Origin of the sequence: Pseudoalteromonas sp. S3178 (assembly GCF_005886985.1) — a bacterium.
Lineage (GTDB): Bacteria > Pseudomonadota > Gammaproteobacteria > Enterobacterales > Alteromonadaceae > Pseudoalteromonas > Pseudoalteromonas carrageenovora.
Genome location: NZ_PNCW01000040.1, coordinates 1 through 18,056 on the forward strand (window position 1 = coordinate 1; position 18,056 = coordinate 18,056).

At 41.3% G+C, this 18,056-nt stretch carries 17 protein-coding genes; 7 read left to right on the forward strand and 10 right to left on the reverse strand.

The annotated features are described in order from the left end of the window. Positions 1-221 precede the first annotated feature (221 nt). The 5 genes from CWC11_RS12550 to CWC11_RS12570 all read right to left on the reverse strand — a co-directional run bounded on the left by CWC11_RS12550 (position 222) and on the right by CWC11_RS12570 (position 5,484). Complete coding sequence (locus tag CWC11_RS12550; RefSeq protein ID WP_138682955.1) at positions 222-1,418, reverse strand: dipeptidase; 1,197 nt, start codon at positions 1,416-1,418, stop codon at positions 222-224. A gap of 64 nt (positions 1,419-1,482) precedes the next feature. Beyond that, positions 1,483-1,737 (reverse strand): YheU family protein, encoded by a 255-nt coding sequence (locus tag CWC11_RS12555; RefSeq protein WP_138682956.1) that lies wholly within the window; start codon positions 1,735-1,737, stop codon positions 1,483-1,485. Further along, positions 1,737-2,726 (reverse strand): hydrolase, encoded by a 990-nt coding sequence (locus tag CWC11_RS12560; RefSeq protein ID WP_138682957.1) that lies wholly within the window; start codon positions 2,724-2,726, stop codon positions 1,737-1,739. Before CWC11_RS12560 ends, CWC11_RS12555 begins: the two co-directional genes overlap by 1 nt. A gap of 429 nt (positions 2,727-3,155) precedes the next feature. Continuing rightward, positions 3,156-3,578, reverse strand: a complete 423-nt coding sequence (locus CWC11_RS12565; protein WP_138682958.1) for a TIGR02444 family protein — start codon at positions 3,576-3,578, stop codon at positions 3,156-3,158. Continuing rightward, positions 3,562-5,484: an ATP-binding cassette domain-containing protein gene (locus tag CWC11_RS12570; RefSeq protein WP_138682959.1), complete on the reverse strand. Its 1,923-nt coding sequence runs from the start codon at positions 5,482-5,484 to the stop codon at positions 3,562-3,564. Before CWC11_RS12570 ends, CWC11_RS12565 begins: the two co-directional genes overlap by 17 nt. 132 nt (positions 5,485-5,616) lie before the next feature. On the opposite strand from CWC11_RS12570, the gene CWC11_RS12575 reads away from it, so the two are divergent. Continuing rightward, positions 5,617-5,820, forward strand: a complete 204-nt coding sequence (locus CWC11_RS12575) for a YheV family putative zinc ribbon protein (RefSeq protein ID WP_058547982.1) — start codon at positions 5,617-5,619, stop codon at positions 5,818-5,820. A 23-nt stretch (positions 5,821-5,843) separates the two neighbouring features. Here the strand turns inward: CWC11_RS12575 and CWC11_RS12580 are convergent, their stop codons facing one another. Both CWC11_RS12580 and CWC11_RS12585 read right to left on the reverse strand, forming a co-directional pair. After that, positions 5,844-6,056: a SlyX family protein gene (locus CWC11_RS12580; protein ID WP_058547981.1), complete on the reverse strand. Its 213-nt coding sequence runs from the start codon at positions 6,054-6,056 to the stop codon at positions 5,844-5,846. Further along, entirely contained in the window at positions 6,043-7,041 is a 999-nt protein-coding gene (locus CWC11_RS12585; RefSeq protein WP_138682960.1) for a WD40 repeat domain-containing protein, read from the reverse strand. The genes CWC11_RS12580 and CWC11_RS12585 overlap by 14 nt, the downstream gene beginning before the upstream one ends. 214 nt (positions 7,042-7,255) lie before the next feature. On the opposite strand from CWC11_RS12585, the gene fkpA reads away from it, so the two are divergent. Together fkpA and CWC11_RS12595 are read left to right on the forward strand one after the other, a co-directional pair. After that, positions 7,256-8,002, forward strand: a complete 747-nt coding sequence (fkpA, locus tag CWC11_RS12590; RefSeq protein WP_138682961.1) for an FKBP-type peptidyl-prolyl cis-trans isomerase — start codon at positions 7,256-7,258, stop codon at positions 8,000-8,002. Positions 8,003-8,132: 130 nt separating this feature from the next. Then, positions 8,133-9,461 carry an IS4 family transposase gene (locus CWC11_RS12595; RefSeq protein WP_138682962.1) on the forward strand — a complete coding sequence of 443 codons (1,329 nt, stop codon included), beginning with the start codon at positions 8,133-8,135 and terminating at the stop codon, positions 9,459-9,461. A gap of 45 nt (positions 9,462-9,506) precedes the next feature. Here CWC11_RS12595 and CWC11_RS12600 read toward each other — a convergent pair whose 3' ends face one another. Further along, positions 9,507-9,971, reverse strand: coding sequence for an Rsd/AlgQ family anti-sigma factor (locus CWC11_RS12600; protein ID WP_058547978.1), 465 nt, complete (start codon positions 9,969-9,971; stop codon positions 9,507-9,509). A 530-nt stretch (positions 9,972-10,501) separates the two neighbouring features. Between CWC11_RS12600 and hemE the strand changes: the two genes are divergently transcribed. Then, positions 10,502-11,566 carry a uroporphyrinogen decarboxylase gene (gene hemE, locus CWC11_RS12605; protein WP_138682963.1) on the forward strand — a complete coding sequence of 355 codons (1,065 nt, stop codon included), beginning with the start codon at positions 10,502-10,504 and terminating at the stop codon, positions 11,564-11,566. A gap of 107 nt (positions 11,567-11,673) precedes the next feature. On the opposite strand, the gene sthA is transcribed toward hemE, so the two are convergent. Further along, the gene (sthA, locus tag CWC11_RS12610) at positions 11,674-13,104 is read right to left on the reverse strand and encodes a Si-specific NAD(P)(+) transhydrogenase (RefSeq protein WP_171038424.1); all 1,431 of its coding nucleotides are present in this window, start codon (positions 13,102-13,104) and stop codon (positions 11,674-11,676) included. Positions 13,105-13,117: 13 nt separating this feature from the next. Beyond that, entirely contained in the window at positions 13,118-14,251 is a 1,134-nt protein-coding gene (locus tag CWC11_RS12615; RefSeq protein ID WP_138682964.1) for an acyl-CoA desaturase, read from the reverse strand. Between the two features lie 127 nt (positions 14,252-14,378). On the opposite strand from CWC11_RS12615, the gene fabR reads away from it, so the two are divergent. The 3 genes from fabR to leuB all read left to right on the forward strand — a co-directional run bounded on the left by fabR (position 14,379) and on the right by leuB (position 18,030). Continuing rightward, positions 14,379-14,999, forward strand: a complete 621-nt coding sequence (gene fabR / locus CWC11_RS12620; RefSeq protein WP_058547975.1) for an HTH-type transcriptional repressor FabR — start codon at positions 14,379-14,381, stop codon at positions 14,997-14,999. A 404-nt stretch (positions 15,000-15,403) separates the two neighbouring features. Beyond that, on the forward strand, positions 15,404-16,957 hold the full coding sequence (gene leuA, locus CWC11_RS12625; protein WP_138682965.1) for a 2-isopropylmalate synthase: 1,554 nt from the start codon (positions 15,404-15,406) through the stop codon (positions 16,955-16,957). After that, positions 16,954-18,030, forward strand: coding sequence for a 3-isopropylmalate dehydrogenase (gene leuB / locus CWC11_RS12630; protein WP_004589388.1), 1,077 nt, complete (start codon positions 16,954-16,956; stop codon positions 18,028-18,030). Before leuA ends, leuB begins: the two co-directional genes overlap by 4 nt. Positions 18,031-18,056: the final 26 nt, after the last annotated feature.

The window sequence follows — 18,056 nt, forward strand, 5'->3', positions numbered from 1 at the left end:
AGTTAACTTTTAAGTTAATTATTAGAAAAAGGTCACTTAGGTGGCCTTTTTTAATGTCTGAAGAAAAGTGATTAGTTTTCAGCTATCAGCTTTCAGTAGCTCGGAGTTAAATTTAGAGGGCTACGTTTGTGTTTAAGTTTAAGTAATTTAAATATAATTAAGGCATAAAAAAGCACGACTTCAAGCCGTGCTATTCATAAAACTCTTTGACAACTTACCCGCTAGTGTTTCTTAGCGTACTTTTCAGCTTGTTTTAACACTCTTAATAAATTGCCACTTAAAATCTTTTTGATATCAGCATCGCTATAATCTCTATCCATTAAACCTTGAACAAGATTAGGGTAGCTAGACACATCTTTTAAACCAATTGGCAGTGAATCACCCACGCCATCGTAGTCAGAACCAATACCAACATAATCAATACCAATTAGCTCAACAACGTGGTCAATATGATCCAGCACCTGTTCAAGGCTTGCATATGGGTATGGGTTCTTAGCACGATACGCAGCATCAAAATCTTTACTTAACTTAGTGCCTTCTTTTTTAGCTGACTCTTTTGAACTTTTTAACTGTTTACCCCAGCTACCAGCTTTTGCGGTAACAAAGCTTGAGCCAAAGTTAATTTGAATAACACCGCCATTTTCTTTAAGTGCGAGTAGCATATCGTCATTCATATTTCGCTCAAAACCTGGCGTATATTTACGTAGCGATGAATGCGAGGCAATTACCGGCGTTTTAGAGAGCTCCATTACTTGATAAAACGCATCATCTGAAATATGAGATACATCGACTAACATACCTACATTGTTCATTTCAGTGATAAGCTTTTTACCAAATGGGCTTAAACCTTTCCATTTACGGCGTATATCGTAAGAAGAGTCAGAAATATGATTGCTTTGCGAGTGAGCTAGCGTGATGTAGCGAATACCACGGTCATAAAAGTGCTGAAGGTTTTTCATATCGCCTTCAATTGGTGAACCGTTTTCCATACCCATCGCAATAGACAGCTTGCCCTGTTTAAACTGCTCTTCAATATCAGCGCTTGAGCTGGCAATGGCAAACTTATCAGGTGCGCGCTGAGCGATGGCTTCCATACTATCAATCATTTGATTGGCTAACTGGTAACTTTTACCTTTGCCTTCAAACTCTAAATGCGCAGGAATATAAATCGACATAAATGGGGCGTTTAAACCGCCTTTAACGGCGCGAGGGTAGTCAAAGTCGCCATCAGCGGTAGCTTTAGTTACATCAACCCAGCCTTCGTGTATACGGTAAGGTACATCAATGTGGGTATCTATTAAAATAGTGTCTTTGGCAAGTTTAACTGCTTTGTCTGACGGGCTTTTTACTTGCTCTGCAAAGGCTTGAGGTGTTAATGCTAGTGATATGGCTACCACTAGAGTGCTGAGTTTTATCATGTTTTGGCTCTTTGGGTAAAAAGCCATTGTGTACGTTCAGTTCAAAAGTTACAAGTGTTACGCTTTAATCAAATGACTGCGCCACATGCTCTTCACTTTGTAGTGCTTTAAATTCGCCTTTTGAAATTATAGTTACTGACTCATGTAGCTCTGAAAAAAACACCATCGCTTCGCCGCTTTTTAGTTGTTGGTTAACCTGAGCGACTTTGCTTTCAATTGTTATTTCTTGCTCACCGTAATCAGTGCCTTCGCGCAGTACATAACTTTCAATTAAATTATAAAGAGTGTCTTTATCGAGTTGTTCAAAAGGGATAATCATTACTGCTTGTTACTCGCTTTATTTAATATGTGTTGGCCAAAATAATATGGCACGGCTTTCTCTAACCAAAATACAGGTTTAAAAGGGTTGTTACCGCTAATAAAACCTACGTGGCCGCCTTTCTCTGAGACGCACAGCGTAACATGCTCACTTACATCTTGCCTACTCGGTACGGCTTTAATAGAGAGCATTGGGTCGTCTTTAGCGTGAATAATAAGCGTAGGAATAGCGATGTCTTTTAAGTACGGCATAGCGCTGGCTTTACGATAGTAATCGTGTGCGTTTTCAAAGCCATGTAATGGTGCAGTTAGCTGGTTATCAAACTCTAATAAATCGTCAATTTCCATTAGTTGGTCGGTAGTAATCGGTATTTGCTGCTTTATTTGCGGCAATTTGCGTTGCATTGACTTTTTCATTCTATCGAGCAGATATTTTTGGTAAATTTTACCTAAGCTTTTACGAATAACATCGCTTGAAGAGGATAAATCATAAGGTGCCGATACTACCGCTGCTGCACTTAATGGGCATGTTTCGCGCTCTTCACCTAAGTATTTAGCCAGCACATTGCCACCTAGCGAAAACCCTACGGCCATAATCGGGCGTGTTGGAAATTGTTGGCGTAAATGGTCAATAAAAAAAGCTAAATCTGCTGTATCACCACTGTGATATGCGCGCGGAAGGCGATTTACTTCAGTTGAGCAGTTTCTAAAGTGCATAAGCACTACTGCATAACCTTGTTTTTTTAAGGCCTTCATCATGCCTTTGGCATAAAAGCTATTTATGTTGCCTTCAAGACCATGTAAAACAACGGCAAGTGGAGCTGTTTCGTTATGTGGAAGCGACCAAGCAAGCTCGATAAAGTCACCATCAGGTGTATCAAGCTGCTCAAGTTCGTAGCGAGTATGGTGAAATGGGCGGAAAAAACGCGGCATTATGGTCTGAACGTGACGATTGGTCATCCACCATGCTGGTTTGAACTGAGAGATCATGTTTGTACTACGCACTTTGTATTAAACGAAAAGCTAGTGTATCAAATTTTTCGCTGCAGAAAATAAAAAGCGCCTAACTAGTAAACTAATAAGGCGCTTTAGTGCGTCGTGCTTAATTTTTAATGCTAATCAGGAACTTCCGCTTCACTTATTTTTTTAATAAAGTAAAAAGCGTAAAATAAACAAAGAGAAATCACGACACCTAAGATCCCAAAAGACATAAATAATACAGGGTCGCTAAAAAAGTCTCTAAAGAATACGTTCATGAGTTTTCTCCTCGTTGGTTGATGAGTTAATCATAGAGGGAGTTTGCAGGGAGTAATGTGATCGAGATCAAACTATTTTTCTAAGTGGGAAGAGTAACCACTCTAAGTTGATTTAGATCATGTTTTAAAGACTATTAGATTATTACCGAAGCGCTGTTTTAATTTAGGCTAGCTTTACGTATAGCTCGATATTATTAGGTTTTATCACTTCTACCATTTTAAACTGGTTAGCTTTATCAACAAGCATTTGCTGTTGCTGTTTTTCAAGCTTTAACTCTGCGCTTAATAACTCTTCACGTATTTTTGTGTAGTCAGCAATCGTCTCCTGATTTGCTTTTAAATAGCTACGGGCAGAGCGCAGTGGATTAAGTGCTTGCGTATCAAATTCGTCAATTGACTCTATTAAAGTACTGAGCTGCTCGGCATTGATACTTAGTTTAAGTGAGTCTAAATACAGTAATAATAAACACAGATTAACGTTTTTACCTTGCTGGTTTTGTAGTGCCAGCAAGGTTTGTTGTTGCCCAGGCTTTGCGTACAAGGTGCACGAAAATTGCCAAAAACGGTCGCTATTGAGCAAGTTCATCGGTAAAAGCCTGTTCTTTTTCTTCCATTTCTTCAAGAGCCATAAGGAGCTCTTCTTCAATGTCGTTAAGTTTAGGTGTTAGCGTTGCTTGCTTAGCAATTAGCTCTTTTAATTGGGCTTTATTGTCGTCGTTGTAGAGTTCGTTATCGCCAAGGGCCACTTCTACTTCGCTAAGCTCTGCAGAGTATTTGTCTAGTTGTTTTTCAAGCTTTTCAATTTGCTTTTTAAGCGGTTGAATGGCTTTTCTAAATTCGGCTTCTAAGCGTTTTTGCTCTTTTCGGTTAATACCTGAGTTAGCTTTAGGCTCATCACTTTGCTGGGCTTTTACTGCTTCTTTATTCGCATTTAGTAACCACTGATAATACGCATCTAAATCGTAGCCAAATTGAGTTACTTTGCCATCATCTACTAAATAAAACTCATCAGCGGTGTTTTTAAGCATGTGGCGGTCGTGCGATACAGTAACCATTGCGCCTTCAAAACCCTGTAGTGCCATAACAAGTGCGTGGCGCATTTCTAAATCAAGGTGGTTGGTAGGCTCATCAAGCAGTAGTAAGTTAGGCTTTTGATACACCAGCATAGCAAGGACTAAGCGTGCTTTTTCACCGCCCGAAAAGGGCGCTACTGGCTCTAGAGCTTTATCACCAATAAAGGCAAAGCCACCTAAAAAGTCACGTAGTGATTGTTCAGTAGCTTTTGGGTTTAAACGTTGTAAATGTGTAATCGCGCTGGCTTTTAAATCAAGCGATTCAAGTTGATGCTGCGCAAAATAACCAATATTTAAACCATGATGCTGCACAACCTTACCTGCTTGTGGCTCTAAGTCACCAGAGAGTAGTTTAATTAGCGTTGATTTACCTGCGCCATTTCTACCAAGTAAAGCAATGCGACTACCAGGTACTAAGTTAAGCTCTATATTATTTAAAATAGTCACTTCACCATAACCCGCTTTAGCTTTATCTAAACTCATTAGCGGGTTTGGTAGGGCTGTAGGCTCTGCAAATTCAAAATTGAACGGTGAGTCAGCGTGAGCTGGTGCTAGCTTTTCCATTCGCTCTAGCGCTTTTACACGGCTTTGTGCTTGTTTTGCTTTGCTAGCTTTTGCCTTAAAACGAGTAATAAACTGCTCAAGGTGTGCAATTTGCTCTTGCTGCTTGTCAAACATTGCTTGCTGTTGTAATAGGCGCTCTGCTTTTTGGCGCTCAAATTGCGAATAGTTACCTTTGTACACATTAATAAGTTGCTTATCTACATGCCAAATTTGATCAACCACTGCATCTAAAAACTCACGGTCATGCGATATAAGCACAAGGGTGCCTGTGTAGGCGCGTAAAAAGCGCTCAAGCCAATACACTGCGTCTAAATCGAGGTGGTTAGTTGGTTCATCAAGTAGCAGTAAATCGGCATCACGAATTAGTGCTTGCGCAAGGTTTAAACGCATGCGCCAACCACCTGAAAACGCACTTACGGGGTTTTCTATTTGATTATTGGCAAAGCCTAAGCCGTGTAATAGTTCGCCCGCAGTTGACTCAATGCTATAACCTTTTATGTTTTCTAGTTGAATATGCACTTTGGCTTGTGTGTCGCCATCGTTTGTTCGCTCTGCTTCACGTAGGGCAATACGCAATGCGTAATATTCAGGATGCCCTTGCAGTACATAATCAAGTGCACTTATTTCAAGTGCTGGAGTTTCTTGCTTAACAGAGGAGATAGACCAATCTTTAGGGATGCTGCAGCTGCCGGCGTCTAACTGTAGTTCTGATTTTAATAAACCAAATAACGTTGATTTTCCGCAACCATTGGCACCTACAAGGCCAACTTTATGTTCTGGAAATAAAGTGGCTGATGCATTTTTTAATAAGGCTTTACCGCCACGAAGTAGTTCTATTTCTGAGATTTGGATCATGAATGCGTTACTTTGCTGTGCCCTTGTTAAGTTGGCGCTATCATAGCATAGAACTTAATGCTCTTATCAAGCGTATCAACAGGTGACGTTATACGATAAAATATAGGCAGTTCAAACCACAGGAAAAATGTTGTGAGACAAAAGAAGCGATTTATTGCTGGTGCATCGTGCCCTGAGTGTAAAGCTATGGATACCATGATGCTATACAGAGAACATGATGTTGAAAAAGTAGAGTGTGTTGAGTGTGGGCATAAAATGTCGCAACCCGATAACGCTGTTCAGGCGTCAACTCGCCAATTTGAACAAGTAATTGGTGTGTTTAAACCGGGCGATTAACCCGGTTTTTATTTTAACCCACTTTAGTAATGCGGTGGCGGAGGCTCTTGCATTTGCGACATTAACGATGGCTGCTGCGACTCTTTTAGCTTTTCTGCTAGTAGCTCAGTTTGGCGCTTCATTTTTGCAAGCTGCTGTTGGTGTGCTTTTAGCTCGTCATTTAATATATCAATCGTTTCGTCTTGAAAAGCCACTTTGGCTTCAAGTTCCATTAAGCGATGTTCAATTGTGTTCATTATCTTCTCGTATAATAAAGCGCTCAGCGATACCGCTTGAGCTCTCGGTTAACAACGACTTGCCGTTTTGTATAAACGTTACATCTAACACCACTGCCGATTTAGGCTTGCTGCCTTCGCGCGGCGTTACTTGCCAAGTTTGAATTTTTTCACCGCTGGGTAATTGCCATAAATCAACACGTTTATTAGGCGAACCCGTTGCGAGCAATGTGCCTTGTTCGTTAAAGCGTACCGCAGTAAAAATTTTCTGACGCGCAATATACGCCAGTTTACTCACAAGGTCACCTGTAGTCAGCTTCCATACATGTGCTTGCTTCATACTATCTGCGGTAAATGCATAGCGACCTTGTGGGTCAAGCGTTACTTGGGTAACACGAGTAGGGTGGTTAAAGCGATGAATTACTTGCCCCGTACGTGTGTCCCAAAAATACGCAACGTAATCGTTAGAGCCACTTAAGGCGTAGCGTCCGTTAGGTGATAGGTCAACAGTATTAACTTTATCCTGATGACCTAAAAATTCAATACGACGTCCTGTTTCTAGGTTTACAAATACGACAACACCGTCGCTTCGCCCATATAAAACGCTGCGACCTTGGTTACTAATAGCAATATCACGAATACTGGCTTTTTGTATTTCGTAGTAACCTTTATTTTTGCCAGTGGCTATATCCCATACGGCAAAAGTGGTTTTTTCTGCGGTAACGGCCACGCTGTTATCAAACGCTATAGCAACGGCATAAACTAAACTGTCTTGCGATTGCTGCTGATACCACTGGTATTTTAATACTTGCTGTTGATTATCCCACAATGCGACCCCATGGTTGATAGAGGAGATCAAACTGTATTTACCATCGTTAGATAACGCTGACGAAAACGCGCCTTGCGCTGCGTGTTCGTAACTAGCTACAGCCTGCTGTTTTTTTTCGGTACAGGCGATAGCTAAAAAACAGCTAAATACGATTAAAAAAGTACGAAATATCGACATAATACAGGTATTTTCCCTTAACTCTTCGTGATTGAGAGGTTAGACTAGGTCACGTTTAAGGCCTAGGTTGTTTGTCTAATCACTGGATATGTTTTAGTTTAGCTAACAACGTGAAATTTAGTCATTAAACAAGCAGCCTATCATGTGGGCCGTTGATCTTTAACTAGTAATAATACATTAAAATGGCAACTGCAAAGTGTGTCGGAGATTTAAAATGAAAAAGACGATTAGATTGTCATTGATTGCAGCGTCAGTTTTAGCGCTTACAGCTTGTAATCAAGAAGCAAAAAAAGAACAAGCTGAAGTTAAATTAGACACTGTAGAACAGCAACAAGCATACGGTATTGGTGCATCTGTAGGTAACTTTTTAAATAAAGACCTAGCAGACAAATCAGAAATTGGTATTGAGCTAGACCAAGCACTTTTAATTCGTGGTTTTGAAGATGCGCTTGCTGGTAATGCAAAAATTGACGAAGAAAAAATTCGTGAAGTACTTACCGAGCTAGATACATCAGTTCGTACTAAACAAGAAGCAAAAGCAAAAGTAGAGTCTGAGAAAAGCAAAGAAGCAGGTGTTAAATACCTAGCTGACAACGCTAAAAAAGAAGGCGTTACAGTAACTGAGTCTGGTCTTCAGTATGAAGTTCTTAGCGAAGGCGACGGCGAAAAGCCAGCAGCAACTGATGTAGTTAAAGTTCACTACAAAGGTACTTTATTAGACGGCACTGAGTTTGATAGCTCATACGCTCGTAACGAGCCTACAACTTTCCCTCTTAACCGTGTAATTGCTGGTTGGACTGAAGGTTTACAGCTTATGTCTGTAGGTTCTAAGTACAAGTTCACTATTCCTTCAGAACTTGCTTACGGCGATCGCGATTTAGGTAAAATCCCTGCTAATTCAACATTAGTATTTGAAGTAGAATTACTTGAAATTCAAAACGAAGAAGCACCTGCACAATAATAAGTTTATTGTACAAATAAAAAAGGAGCCTAAAGGCTAATGCCGATCAGTTAAGAAATATTTTAATGATCGGTTGACCGATCTTTTATAGATGTAAGAATCCGATGAGCATTTGCCATCGGATTTTTTTATGAATATTAAAACAGCTTTAGACACCGCATTTAATGCCAGTACCCAATTTCATTCGTTTGAAAAACTCTCGTCATTTCTACAGCCATCTATTATTGATGAGGCTTTTGTTGAAGCAGGAGTCGCCACCGTCAGAAAGCGTCGCTTACCTCTTGAATCTGTGATGTGGTGTGTCATGGGGATGAGTCTTTTTAGGCAAGAGTCAGTGTGGAATATTGCGACTAAGATGGATATTGCACTACCAGGTAAAGCACCGCTTGTTGCACCCAGTGCGATGGTTCAGGCGCGACAGCGCCTAGGAACCGAAGCTGTCGAACAATCCTTTAAGAAGATGGCCAAGCATTGGTATCAACAAAATAAATTCGAAACATGGAGTGGACTAAATTTGCTCGGTGTCGATGGGGTTGTGTGGAGAACGGGTGATACCGCTCAAAACCGTGAAAAGTATGGCTCTGGTAGTACTCAGTATGGCGATACGGCATTTCCTCAAATCCGCATGGTGTGCCAAATGGAACTGACAAGCCACCAACTCATTAATAGTGCATTTGATAAGTACAAATCGAATGAAATGGTGCTAGCAGAGCAGCTAATTAATGATACCCCGAATCATTCACTGACCCTGTTTGACCGTGGTTTTTATTCCTTAGGCTTGCTGCATCAATGGCAAAAAGCGGGAGAGGAAAGACACTGGATGATACCGGCAAGAAAAGGGCTTCAGTTTGATGTAATAAAAAGTTATAGCCGTGTAGATAAGCGGGTAAGGCTGAGAGCCACACCACAAGCGAGAAAGAAGTTCCCCGAGCTGCCGGACGAGATTGAGGCGCGACTAATTACGAAAAAAGTTAAAGGGAAAGAGTGCCGAATTCTTACATCGCTTACCGATGTAATGCGTTACCCCAGTGAGGAAATTGTAGACTTATACAGCCACCGCTGGGAAATTGAGTTAGGGTATCGTGAAATGAAACACACGCTACTGAACAGTGAATACACGCTTAGAAGCAAACGCCCAGACATGGTTGAACAAGAATTGTGGGGGTTACTGCTTGCTTATAACTTGATAAGAGTGGCTATGACCGAAGCGGCTAAACGTAAAGGTATCTGGCCAAATCAGCTAAGCTTCAGCGGGTGCTCAAGCGCGGTTGTGGCATTCCTACTTACAACAGGGCTTACAAGCCCAGGAAAGCTACCCGTGTTGTATGAAAACCTCATCAATCAACTGACTTATTATGAGCTTCCAATACGGCGGGAGGACAGATCTTACCCTCGCTGGGTCAAACCCAAACCAAGCAAATACCCCACCAAAAAGAAAAATACCAGTCAGCTTAACTGACTGGCATTAGACCTTAGGTCCCTTTTTTAATGTGCTTAATTAATCTTAGTGATTAGAAAACAAGTTATCAATCAGCTCATCTTCAAGCGCAAAACGTGCTTCAAGTGCCTCACCAATAACTGATAAATCTTTATCAAAGTCTGCTAATAAGTCTTCTTTATCTACTTCGGCGTATTTATCATTAAAATCCAGTGCAACATCGGTTGTGCTAGAAATACGCGGGTAAATAGAATTTGCCAGTTCTTGGCTTTGCAAACCCTTTTTTTCACATGCTTTTGCAATATCGTCATACACTTCAAAATGGCCCGCCGATAGGTAATCCATTAAAAGTTGGCAAAAAGACTCAATAACTTGCGGCTCAGGTAACGCATGATCTTTTTTATCGTACGGCGAAAAGCCTGCAATCTTGCAATACAACACAATAAGTTCTTGGCGTTCGTTAAGCCATTTATCAATTACTGTGTGGCTACCACCCCATTTTTGTTGAGCTTTTTCTACACGCGTCAGCATAATTGTTCTCCTAGCTGGGTTGGTCTTTTTAATTAAAATATAATCGGTTTATATACATCAAGATATATTTAATTAGCGTGTATATCAACAAGTAAAGTAGCCTTCTAGAAGGTTGTGTTTTTTAAAAGTTATTCCAGCGGGGAAATTTTATTGCAGGCAAGAAAAAACCACCAGTTACGGTGGTCTAATTTCTTTCAGTGACTTGTTTATACAAGCTTTCTTATTTTTATGAGATAATTTTTATTGTTATTATTTTAAAGCTATTATTTTTATTGTTTTAAGATTTTTATTATTGTTTTTGTTAACGCGGGACAAACAATAACAAGGTTTTTGTGATGTTGCAAACATATTAACAAAAAGTTTTTATTGTTAGTTCTTTTTGCTTATTTAGTAATCAAAACAGACGAATATAGCAACAAAACGTGATCTCGCACCAGGAAGTTGTCTTTTCGCTCTTAAGCAATAGAGGGGCGATGAATATGGTGGTACAATCTTGCACAATTTCTATAAGCCTTAGGATCATTTACGCTATGAGCGAATTAAAAAACGACCGTTATTTACGTGCACTTGCAAAACAACCTGTTGATGTAACCCCGGTATGGATGATGCGCCAAGCAGGACGCTATTTACCAGAGTACCGTGCTACACGTGCACAAGCGGGCGATTTTATGAGCCTGTGCCGTAATGCTGAACTTGCCTGTGAGGTAACACTACAACCACTTCGTCGTTACCCGTTAGATGCCGCTATTTTATTTAGCGATATTTTAACCATTCCTGACGCAATGGGTTTAGGTTTGTACTTTGAAACTGGCGAAGGTCCTAAGTTTGAAAACCCAATTTCGTCACTTGCTGATGTTAAAAAGATTCCAAAACTCGATCCTACAGACGAGCTTGGTTATGTAATGAATGCAGTAAGTACCATACGTCGTGAACTTAAAGGCGAAGTACCATTAATTGGTTTTTCGGGTTCACCGTGGACACTTGCTACTTACATGGTTGAAGGCGGTAGCAGTAAAGTATTCGGTAAAATTAAGAAAATGGCGTTTGCAGAGCCGCAAACACTGCATTTATTACTCGATAAACTAGCTGATTCAGTGATTGATTACTTAAACGCGCAAGTAAAAGCGGGTGCACAATCACTAATGGTATTTGACTCGTGGGGTGGTGTATTAAGCCCGCGCGATTACAATGAGTTCTCATTGCAGTACATGCATAAAATTGTTGATGGTTTAATCCGCGAATACGATGGTCGTAAAGTACCCGTAACGCTATTTACTAAAAACGGTGGCCAATGGATTGAAGCAATAGCGGCTACAGGCTGTGATGCAGTAGGCCTAGATTGGACTATTAACATTAGCGACGCTAAACGCCGTGTAGGCGATAAAGTGGCGCTGCAAGGTAATATGGACCCGTCAATGCTTCACGGTACGCCAGATCGTATACGCCAAGAAGTAGGTACTATCTTAGAAGATTTTGGCACAGGCAATGGCCACGTGTTTAACTTAGGCCACGGTATCACACCAGATGTAGATCCTGAAAATGCTGGCGTATTCATTAATGCAGTACATGAGCTAAGTGCTAAGTACCATAAGTAATAGCCACTTAAACAAGCTTTAAAACTGTTTAAAAGTAAAAAACCCGCTAAGTTGCGGGTTTTTTGTTACCTATTTATAAAGGCTTTTAAAACTACTTATTGAAGCGATTATTTAAATAAGCGATTTAAACCATTTAACGCTGCAACACGGTAGGCTTCAGCCATCGTTGGGTAGTTAAATGTGGTATTTACGAAGTAATCGATATTATTGCCGCCATTTTTTTGTTCCATAATGGCTTGGCCAATGTGAACAATTTCAGAGGCACGTTCACCAAAGCAATGTACGCCAAGTACTTCTTTGGTTTCGGTGTGGAATAATATTTTTAAGCTACCTACTTCAGTGCCTGCAATTTGCGCGCGCGCTAAATGCTTAAACTGAGCACGGCCAACTTCATAAGGTACTTTAGCTGCTGTAAGCTCTTGCTCTGTTTTACCTACAGAGCTCATTTCTGGAATCGTATAAATACCTGCCGGAATATCAATAATCAGGCGGTCGTCGCAGTTACCGCAGGCAATCGCATCAGCAGCTATACGGCCTTGGTCAAACGCTGCGCTGGCAAGACTTGGGTAACCAATAACATCGCCTACTGCGTAAACATTATCGATTTCTGTTTGGTATGTTTCGTTCACTTTTAGTTGACCACGGCTATCAGCTTTTAAGCCAATGGCTTCAAGGTTCAGTGTATCAGTATTACCGGTACGACCATTGGCAAATAAAATACAGTCAGCCTTTACACGCTTGCCTGATTTTAAATGCATTATAACGCAGTCATCACGTGTTTCTATACGATCAAACTCTTCATTATGGCGAATAACAATACCGCTATTCCAAAAGTGGTAGCTTAGCGCATCTGATATTTCAGCATCCATAAAGGCAAGTAAACGGTCGCGGGTGTTAACTAAATCAACTTTAGCACCTAAGCCTTTAAAAATAGAAGCATACTCACAGCCAATAACACCCGCACCGTATATAAGTACGCGATGTGGGTCGTGCTCAAGGCCGAGTATAGTGTCACTTTCGTAAATACGAGAATGGCTAAAGTCTACCTCTGGTGGACGATAAGGGCGTGAGCCGGTGGCGATTACAATTGTTTTAGCCGTTAATCGCTCTGTTGAACCGTCATTACGTTTAACTTCAATAGTATGCTTATCTACAAAGCTCGCGTCGCCTTGAAACATATGAATGCGGTTACGATCGTAAAAACTACTACGTAAATTAGACTGTTTCGAAATAACCGAACTTGCATGACGTAAAATATCAGGAAACGTTAAGCGGCTAGGGCGCTCGCCAACATTAAACAACGGGTTTGCTTTATATTCAATGTAGCGACTAACCGAGTGACGTAGTGCTTTTGAAGGAATAGTACCCCAATGTACACACCCACCGCCTACAGTTTCTTGGCGTTCAATAACCGCTACTTTTTTGTCGTTTTTTGAAAGGTTCATGGCGGTACCTTCACCGCCAGGACCCGTGCCAATAATTATTGCGTCATATTGGTATGTCACGGGTACTTTTTTTTGTTCTGGTTGTTTGGCCACAGCCACTCCTAAATTAATTAAAAGAGGCTTTTAATAACCTCGCATTAAGTGCTAGCCATGCCTGTTTTTGATTTTCCCAGGCGGCTTCCAACTCATGGTATTGTGCCATTAATGCTGATTGTTCACACTGCTTTGCCATGTTATTTTTTTTAACTTCTAACACTTGTTTTTGTAGTGAACAATAATTTTGCAGTTTTTTCAGCAGTAAATCGTACTCTTGTTGTAATAATGTAAGCTTATCTTGGGCTAAAGGCAATTTTGCAAGGCGAGTTTGCGTTTTACTCATTAGTGTTTCTGCTTTGGCTTTTTCTATACGTTCAACGGGTGTGCGCTTTAATTTGTTAGCTAAACCAATAGCAGCTAAAGAGCGGATCATCCATTTGGTTGGATCGTAATGAAACCACTTAATACCGTTACGGTAGTCGCTTGCAAAAATGTGGTGGAAGTTATGATATCCCTCACCATAAGTAAATAAAGCTAAAAAGCCGTTATCACGTGCTGTATTTTTTTCAGTGTATGGGCGTGAGCCCCAAATGTGAGCAACTGAATTAATAAAAAAAGTAAAGTGCTGGCTTAATACTAAGCGTAGTAAGCCGGCTAAAATTAACATGCCCCATACATCGCCAACTAAAAATCCAAGTGCAAGTGGAAGGCCTACGTTCATAGCAATAGCAAGCTTTAAATAGTGTTTGTGTTGCCACATCACTATTTTATTGCGTTGTAAGTCGCGGCAGTTACTATAGTCGCTATAACTATCGCCTTGGTAATCACGAAGCATCCAGCCTATGTGGCTGTACCAAAAACCGTTTGTTGCGGCGTATGGGTCTTTTACTGGGTCGTCTACTTGACCGTGGTGTATGCGATGATCGCTACTCCAATGCAGGGCACTGTTTTGCAAAGCAAAGGCGCCACCAAGTGCAAAAATAAATTCAACTGCATGGTGTGCATTATACGCTTTGTGCGCCCATAATCTGTGGTATCCGGCAGTGATAGATAGGCCCGCGTAAAACATGCAGCCTACAAATGCAATCCAATGTGCGCTGGTAAATCCGTAGCTAATGCCGTACCAAGGTACAAGTGTGACAGCCGCCAAAAAGGTTAGGCTAAAAAATAGGACGTTTGTCCAAATAATTGGTGGTTTATTCATCGTATTTACTCTCAGCGTACAACTGTAAGCTAAAATAGTGTTTCAATCTCTTGTCGTCAAGTATTAGACTAGACAATTAGGCTAATTATCATTAAAACTTCATATAAAATTACTCAGGGAGCTGTGGATGTCGGGTGTTAGAGCACAACAGAAGCAAAAAACACGACAAGCCTTAATTGAGGCGGCATTTAATCAGCTAAGTGCTGATCATAGTTTTTCAAATTTAAGTTTGCGCGAAGTTGCGCGTGAAGCCGGAATTGCCCCCACCTCTTTTTATCGCCATTTTAAAGACATGAACGAGCTAGGCTTAACAATGGTCGACGAAGCCGGTTTAACGCTTCGCCAGCTTATGCGCCAAGCCCGCAGACGTATAGCCAGTGGCGGCAGCGTAATAAATACTTCGGTTGTTACCTTTATGGAGTTTATTGATAACTCAAGCAACCAATTTAGATTACTACTACGCGAGCGCTCTGGCACCTCCAAAGCCTTTAGAGCCGCTGTTGCACGCGAAGTAAAACACTTTATTTTAGAACTTGCGCATTATTTAGAAAGCGAAACCAAGTGCGATTCAATCCACGCTTATATTCAGGCCGAAGCCATGGTTACGCTGGTATTTAATGCCGGTGCTGAAGCACTCGACATTGAAGGCCAGCAACGTGATGAATTAATTGAGCGTGTTATTTGGCAGCTACGTTATATTACTCGCGGTGCAGGGCATTACATCAGAGAAACAAATAAAGAAGCGTAGCTTAAAAAAATAGCAAAAAGTTAATATAAGCAGAGTATTCTAAAGCGCTTATTAAATTAAACATAAGCGCACCTATTTGTGAGTTTTTAATTCTTTAAGTAGACTCTTGTTAGATTAATCTTTCTGTTTAATTCGATTTTAAATATGCTGCGTGGAATATTTATGCTTGCACCCACTGCGCTGTAATGTTAAAAATAGGCCTCACTGAACACACACACAAGAAACAAGATGCAAAATATTCGTTTAATTACACTAAAACTTAACCTCTTACTGCTATGGTCAGTGAGCGGGGATTAGTGTGTTTGCATCGAGTTAAACATTAAAAACCCCGCAATTGCGGGGTTTTTTTTATCTCGCGGCTGGGATAAATTGAAATTTGGGTAATAGAGGAATGAGGGGCAGTTATGCAAGACAAAGATAAAGTATGGATTTTTGATACCACCTTACGTGATGGCGAGCAGGCACTTAAAGCAAGCCTTACAGAAGACGATAAAATTCAGTTAGCGCATACTATTAGCCGCTTGAATGTTGATGTGATGGAAGTGGGTTTTCCGGTTTCGAGCCCTGCTGATTTTCGCTCGGTGCAACGTATTGCAACCGAAGTAAAAGGACCGATTATTTGTGGTTTAGCACGCTCTGTTGCTAAAGACATTGAAGCCTGTGGCGAAGCACTTCGCACAGCACAGCAAAGCCGTATTCATACTTTTATTGCCACAAGTCCTTTGCACCTTGAACATAAATTACGCATGAGCCTAGATGACGCAACTGCAATGGCGGTTAAATCAATTAAATTAGCGCGTAACTACACTGATGATGTTGAGTTTTCGTGTGAAGATGCAGGGCGTACGCCGCATTGGGATTTATGTAAAATTGTTGAGCAGGCAATTAATGCGGGTGCCTCTACTATTAACTTGCCAGATACAGTTGGCTTTGTAACGCCAGACGAATACGCTGCAATGATCCGCCATTTAATGAATAACGTGCCAAATATTGATAAAGCGCGTTTAAGTGTACATTGTCATAACGATTTAGGTTTAGCTGTAGCTAACTCGGTAGCCGCTGTACAAGCGGGTGCTCGCCAAATTGAATGTACAATAAATGGTATTGGTGAGCGTGCGGGTAACTGTTCGCTTGAAGAAGTGGCGATGATCATGAAAATGCGCAAAGACCACTTAAAAGTACATACCGATATTAAAAGCGAAGAAATTTATCGCGCATCTCGCCAAGTGGCAAAAATTTGTAATATGCCGGTTCAGCCAAATAAAGCCATTGTGGGCGAAAACGCTTTTGCACATAGCTCGGGCATTCACCAAGATGGCGTATTAAAAGCGCAAAATACTTACGAAATTATGTCGCCAGAAAGCGTAGGTGTGCCAAATAACCAATTAAATATGACTTCGCGTTCGGGTCGTCATGTTATTGAGCACCGCTTAGAAGAGTTAGGTTACCAAAAAGCTGATTACGACATGGACAGCTTATACGAGAGCTTTTTAGCATTAGCTGATCAAAAAGGCACCGTATACGATTACGACCTTGAAGCCATGATTTACTTTAATCAAATTAACGACAAAGACGAAAAATACCAATTAGAGTTTGTAAACTCAGCGTCTAACTCGCAGTCGGTAGCCAGCTCTACCATTGGGATGTTAATTAATGGCGAAGCAAAACAAGAAGCTGCCACAGGTAATGGCCCTGTTGAAGCCTCGTTTGCGGCAATTGAGCGCTTAACCGGTATGAGCGTTGAAATGATTGAATACAACTTAGAAGCGACAGGGCAAGGCGCAAGCTCGCTTGGTCAAGTAAACATTATTGCTAAATACGATGGCCGCCCTTATCACGGTGCGGGTATTGCTGCGGATGTGGTAGAGGCGTCGGTACGCGCCATGATCCGTGTTTACAACTTAATTTATCGTGCACAAAAAGTGTCTGATTTAAAACAACAAAGGAAAGCAGGATGAGTAAAACAAACTACAGCGTTGCAGTATTAGCTGGCGACGGTATTGGCCCAGAAGTAATGGCAGCAGCAGAGCAAGTACTTGATGCTGTAAGCAATAAGTTTGGTTTTACCCTGAACCGCCAGCATCATGCTATTGGTGGCGCAGCCATTGACGAATTTGGTGAAGCATTACCACCAAAAACGCTAAGCGCATGTGAAAACGCCGATGCCATTTTATTTGGCTCAGTAGGTGGCCCTAAGTGGGAAAACCTACCACCAAACGAGCAACCTGAGCGTGCATCGCTTTTACCGCTTCGTAAGCATTTTGGTTTGTTTTGTAACTTACGCCCAGCACAACTTTTACCCGCACTTAGTGCAGCATCGCCATTACGTGCAGATATTAGCGAAAAAGGCTTTGATATTTTATGTGTGCGCGAGCTTACAGGTGGCATTTACTTTGGTGAAAAAGGCCGAAGTGGAGAGGGCGCTGAAGAAGCCGCATTCGATACACAAACATACTCACGTAAAGAAATTGAACGCATTGCCCGCTTTGCCTTTGAAGCGGCAAAATTACGTAGTAACCATGTAACCTCGGTAGATAAAGCCAACGTACTTGCATCAAGCGTATTATGGCGTGAAGTAGTTACCGAAGTAAGCAAAGACTACCCAGAAGTAAGCCTAGATTATATATACGTAGATAACGCAGCGATGCAGTTAGTTAAACAGCCTAGCCAGTTTGACGTACTACTTTGCGATAACTTATTTGGTGATATTTTGTCAGATGAGTGTGCGATGATCACAGGCTCTATGGGCTTATTACCATCAGCAAGCTTAAATCAATCGGGCTTTGGTTTGTATGAACCTGCTGGTGGCTCAGCGCCAGATATTGCAGGCAAAGGCGTTGCAAACCCGATTGCACAAATTTTAAGTGCCGCACTTATGCTACGTTACTCATTAGGGCAAGACGAAGCAGCGCGCACCATTGAAAAAGCCGTAGCCGAAGCCGTTGAAGCAGGCGTTGGCACGCCAGATATCTACCCACAAGGTGGATACAGCACAAGCGATGTGGCAGCAGCCATCGTTTCACGTATTTAATTATTAAAGGCGCAGCACCGTTATGC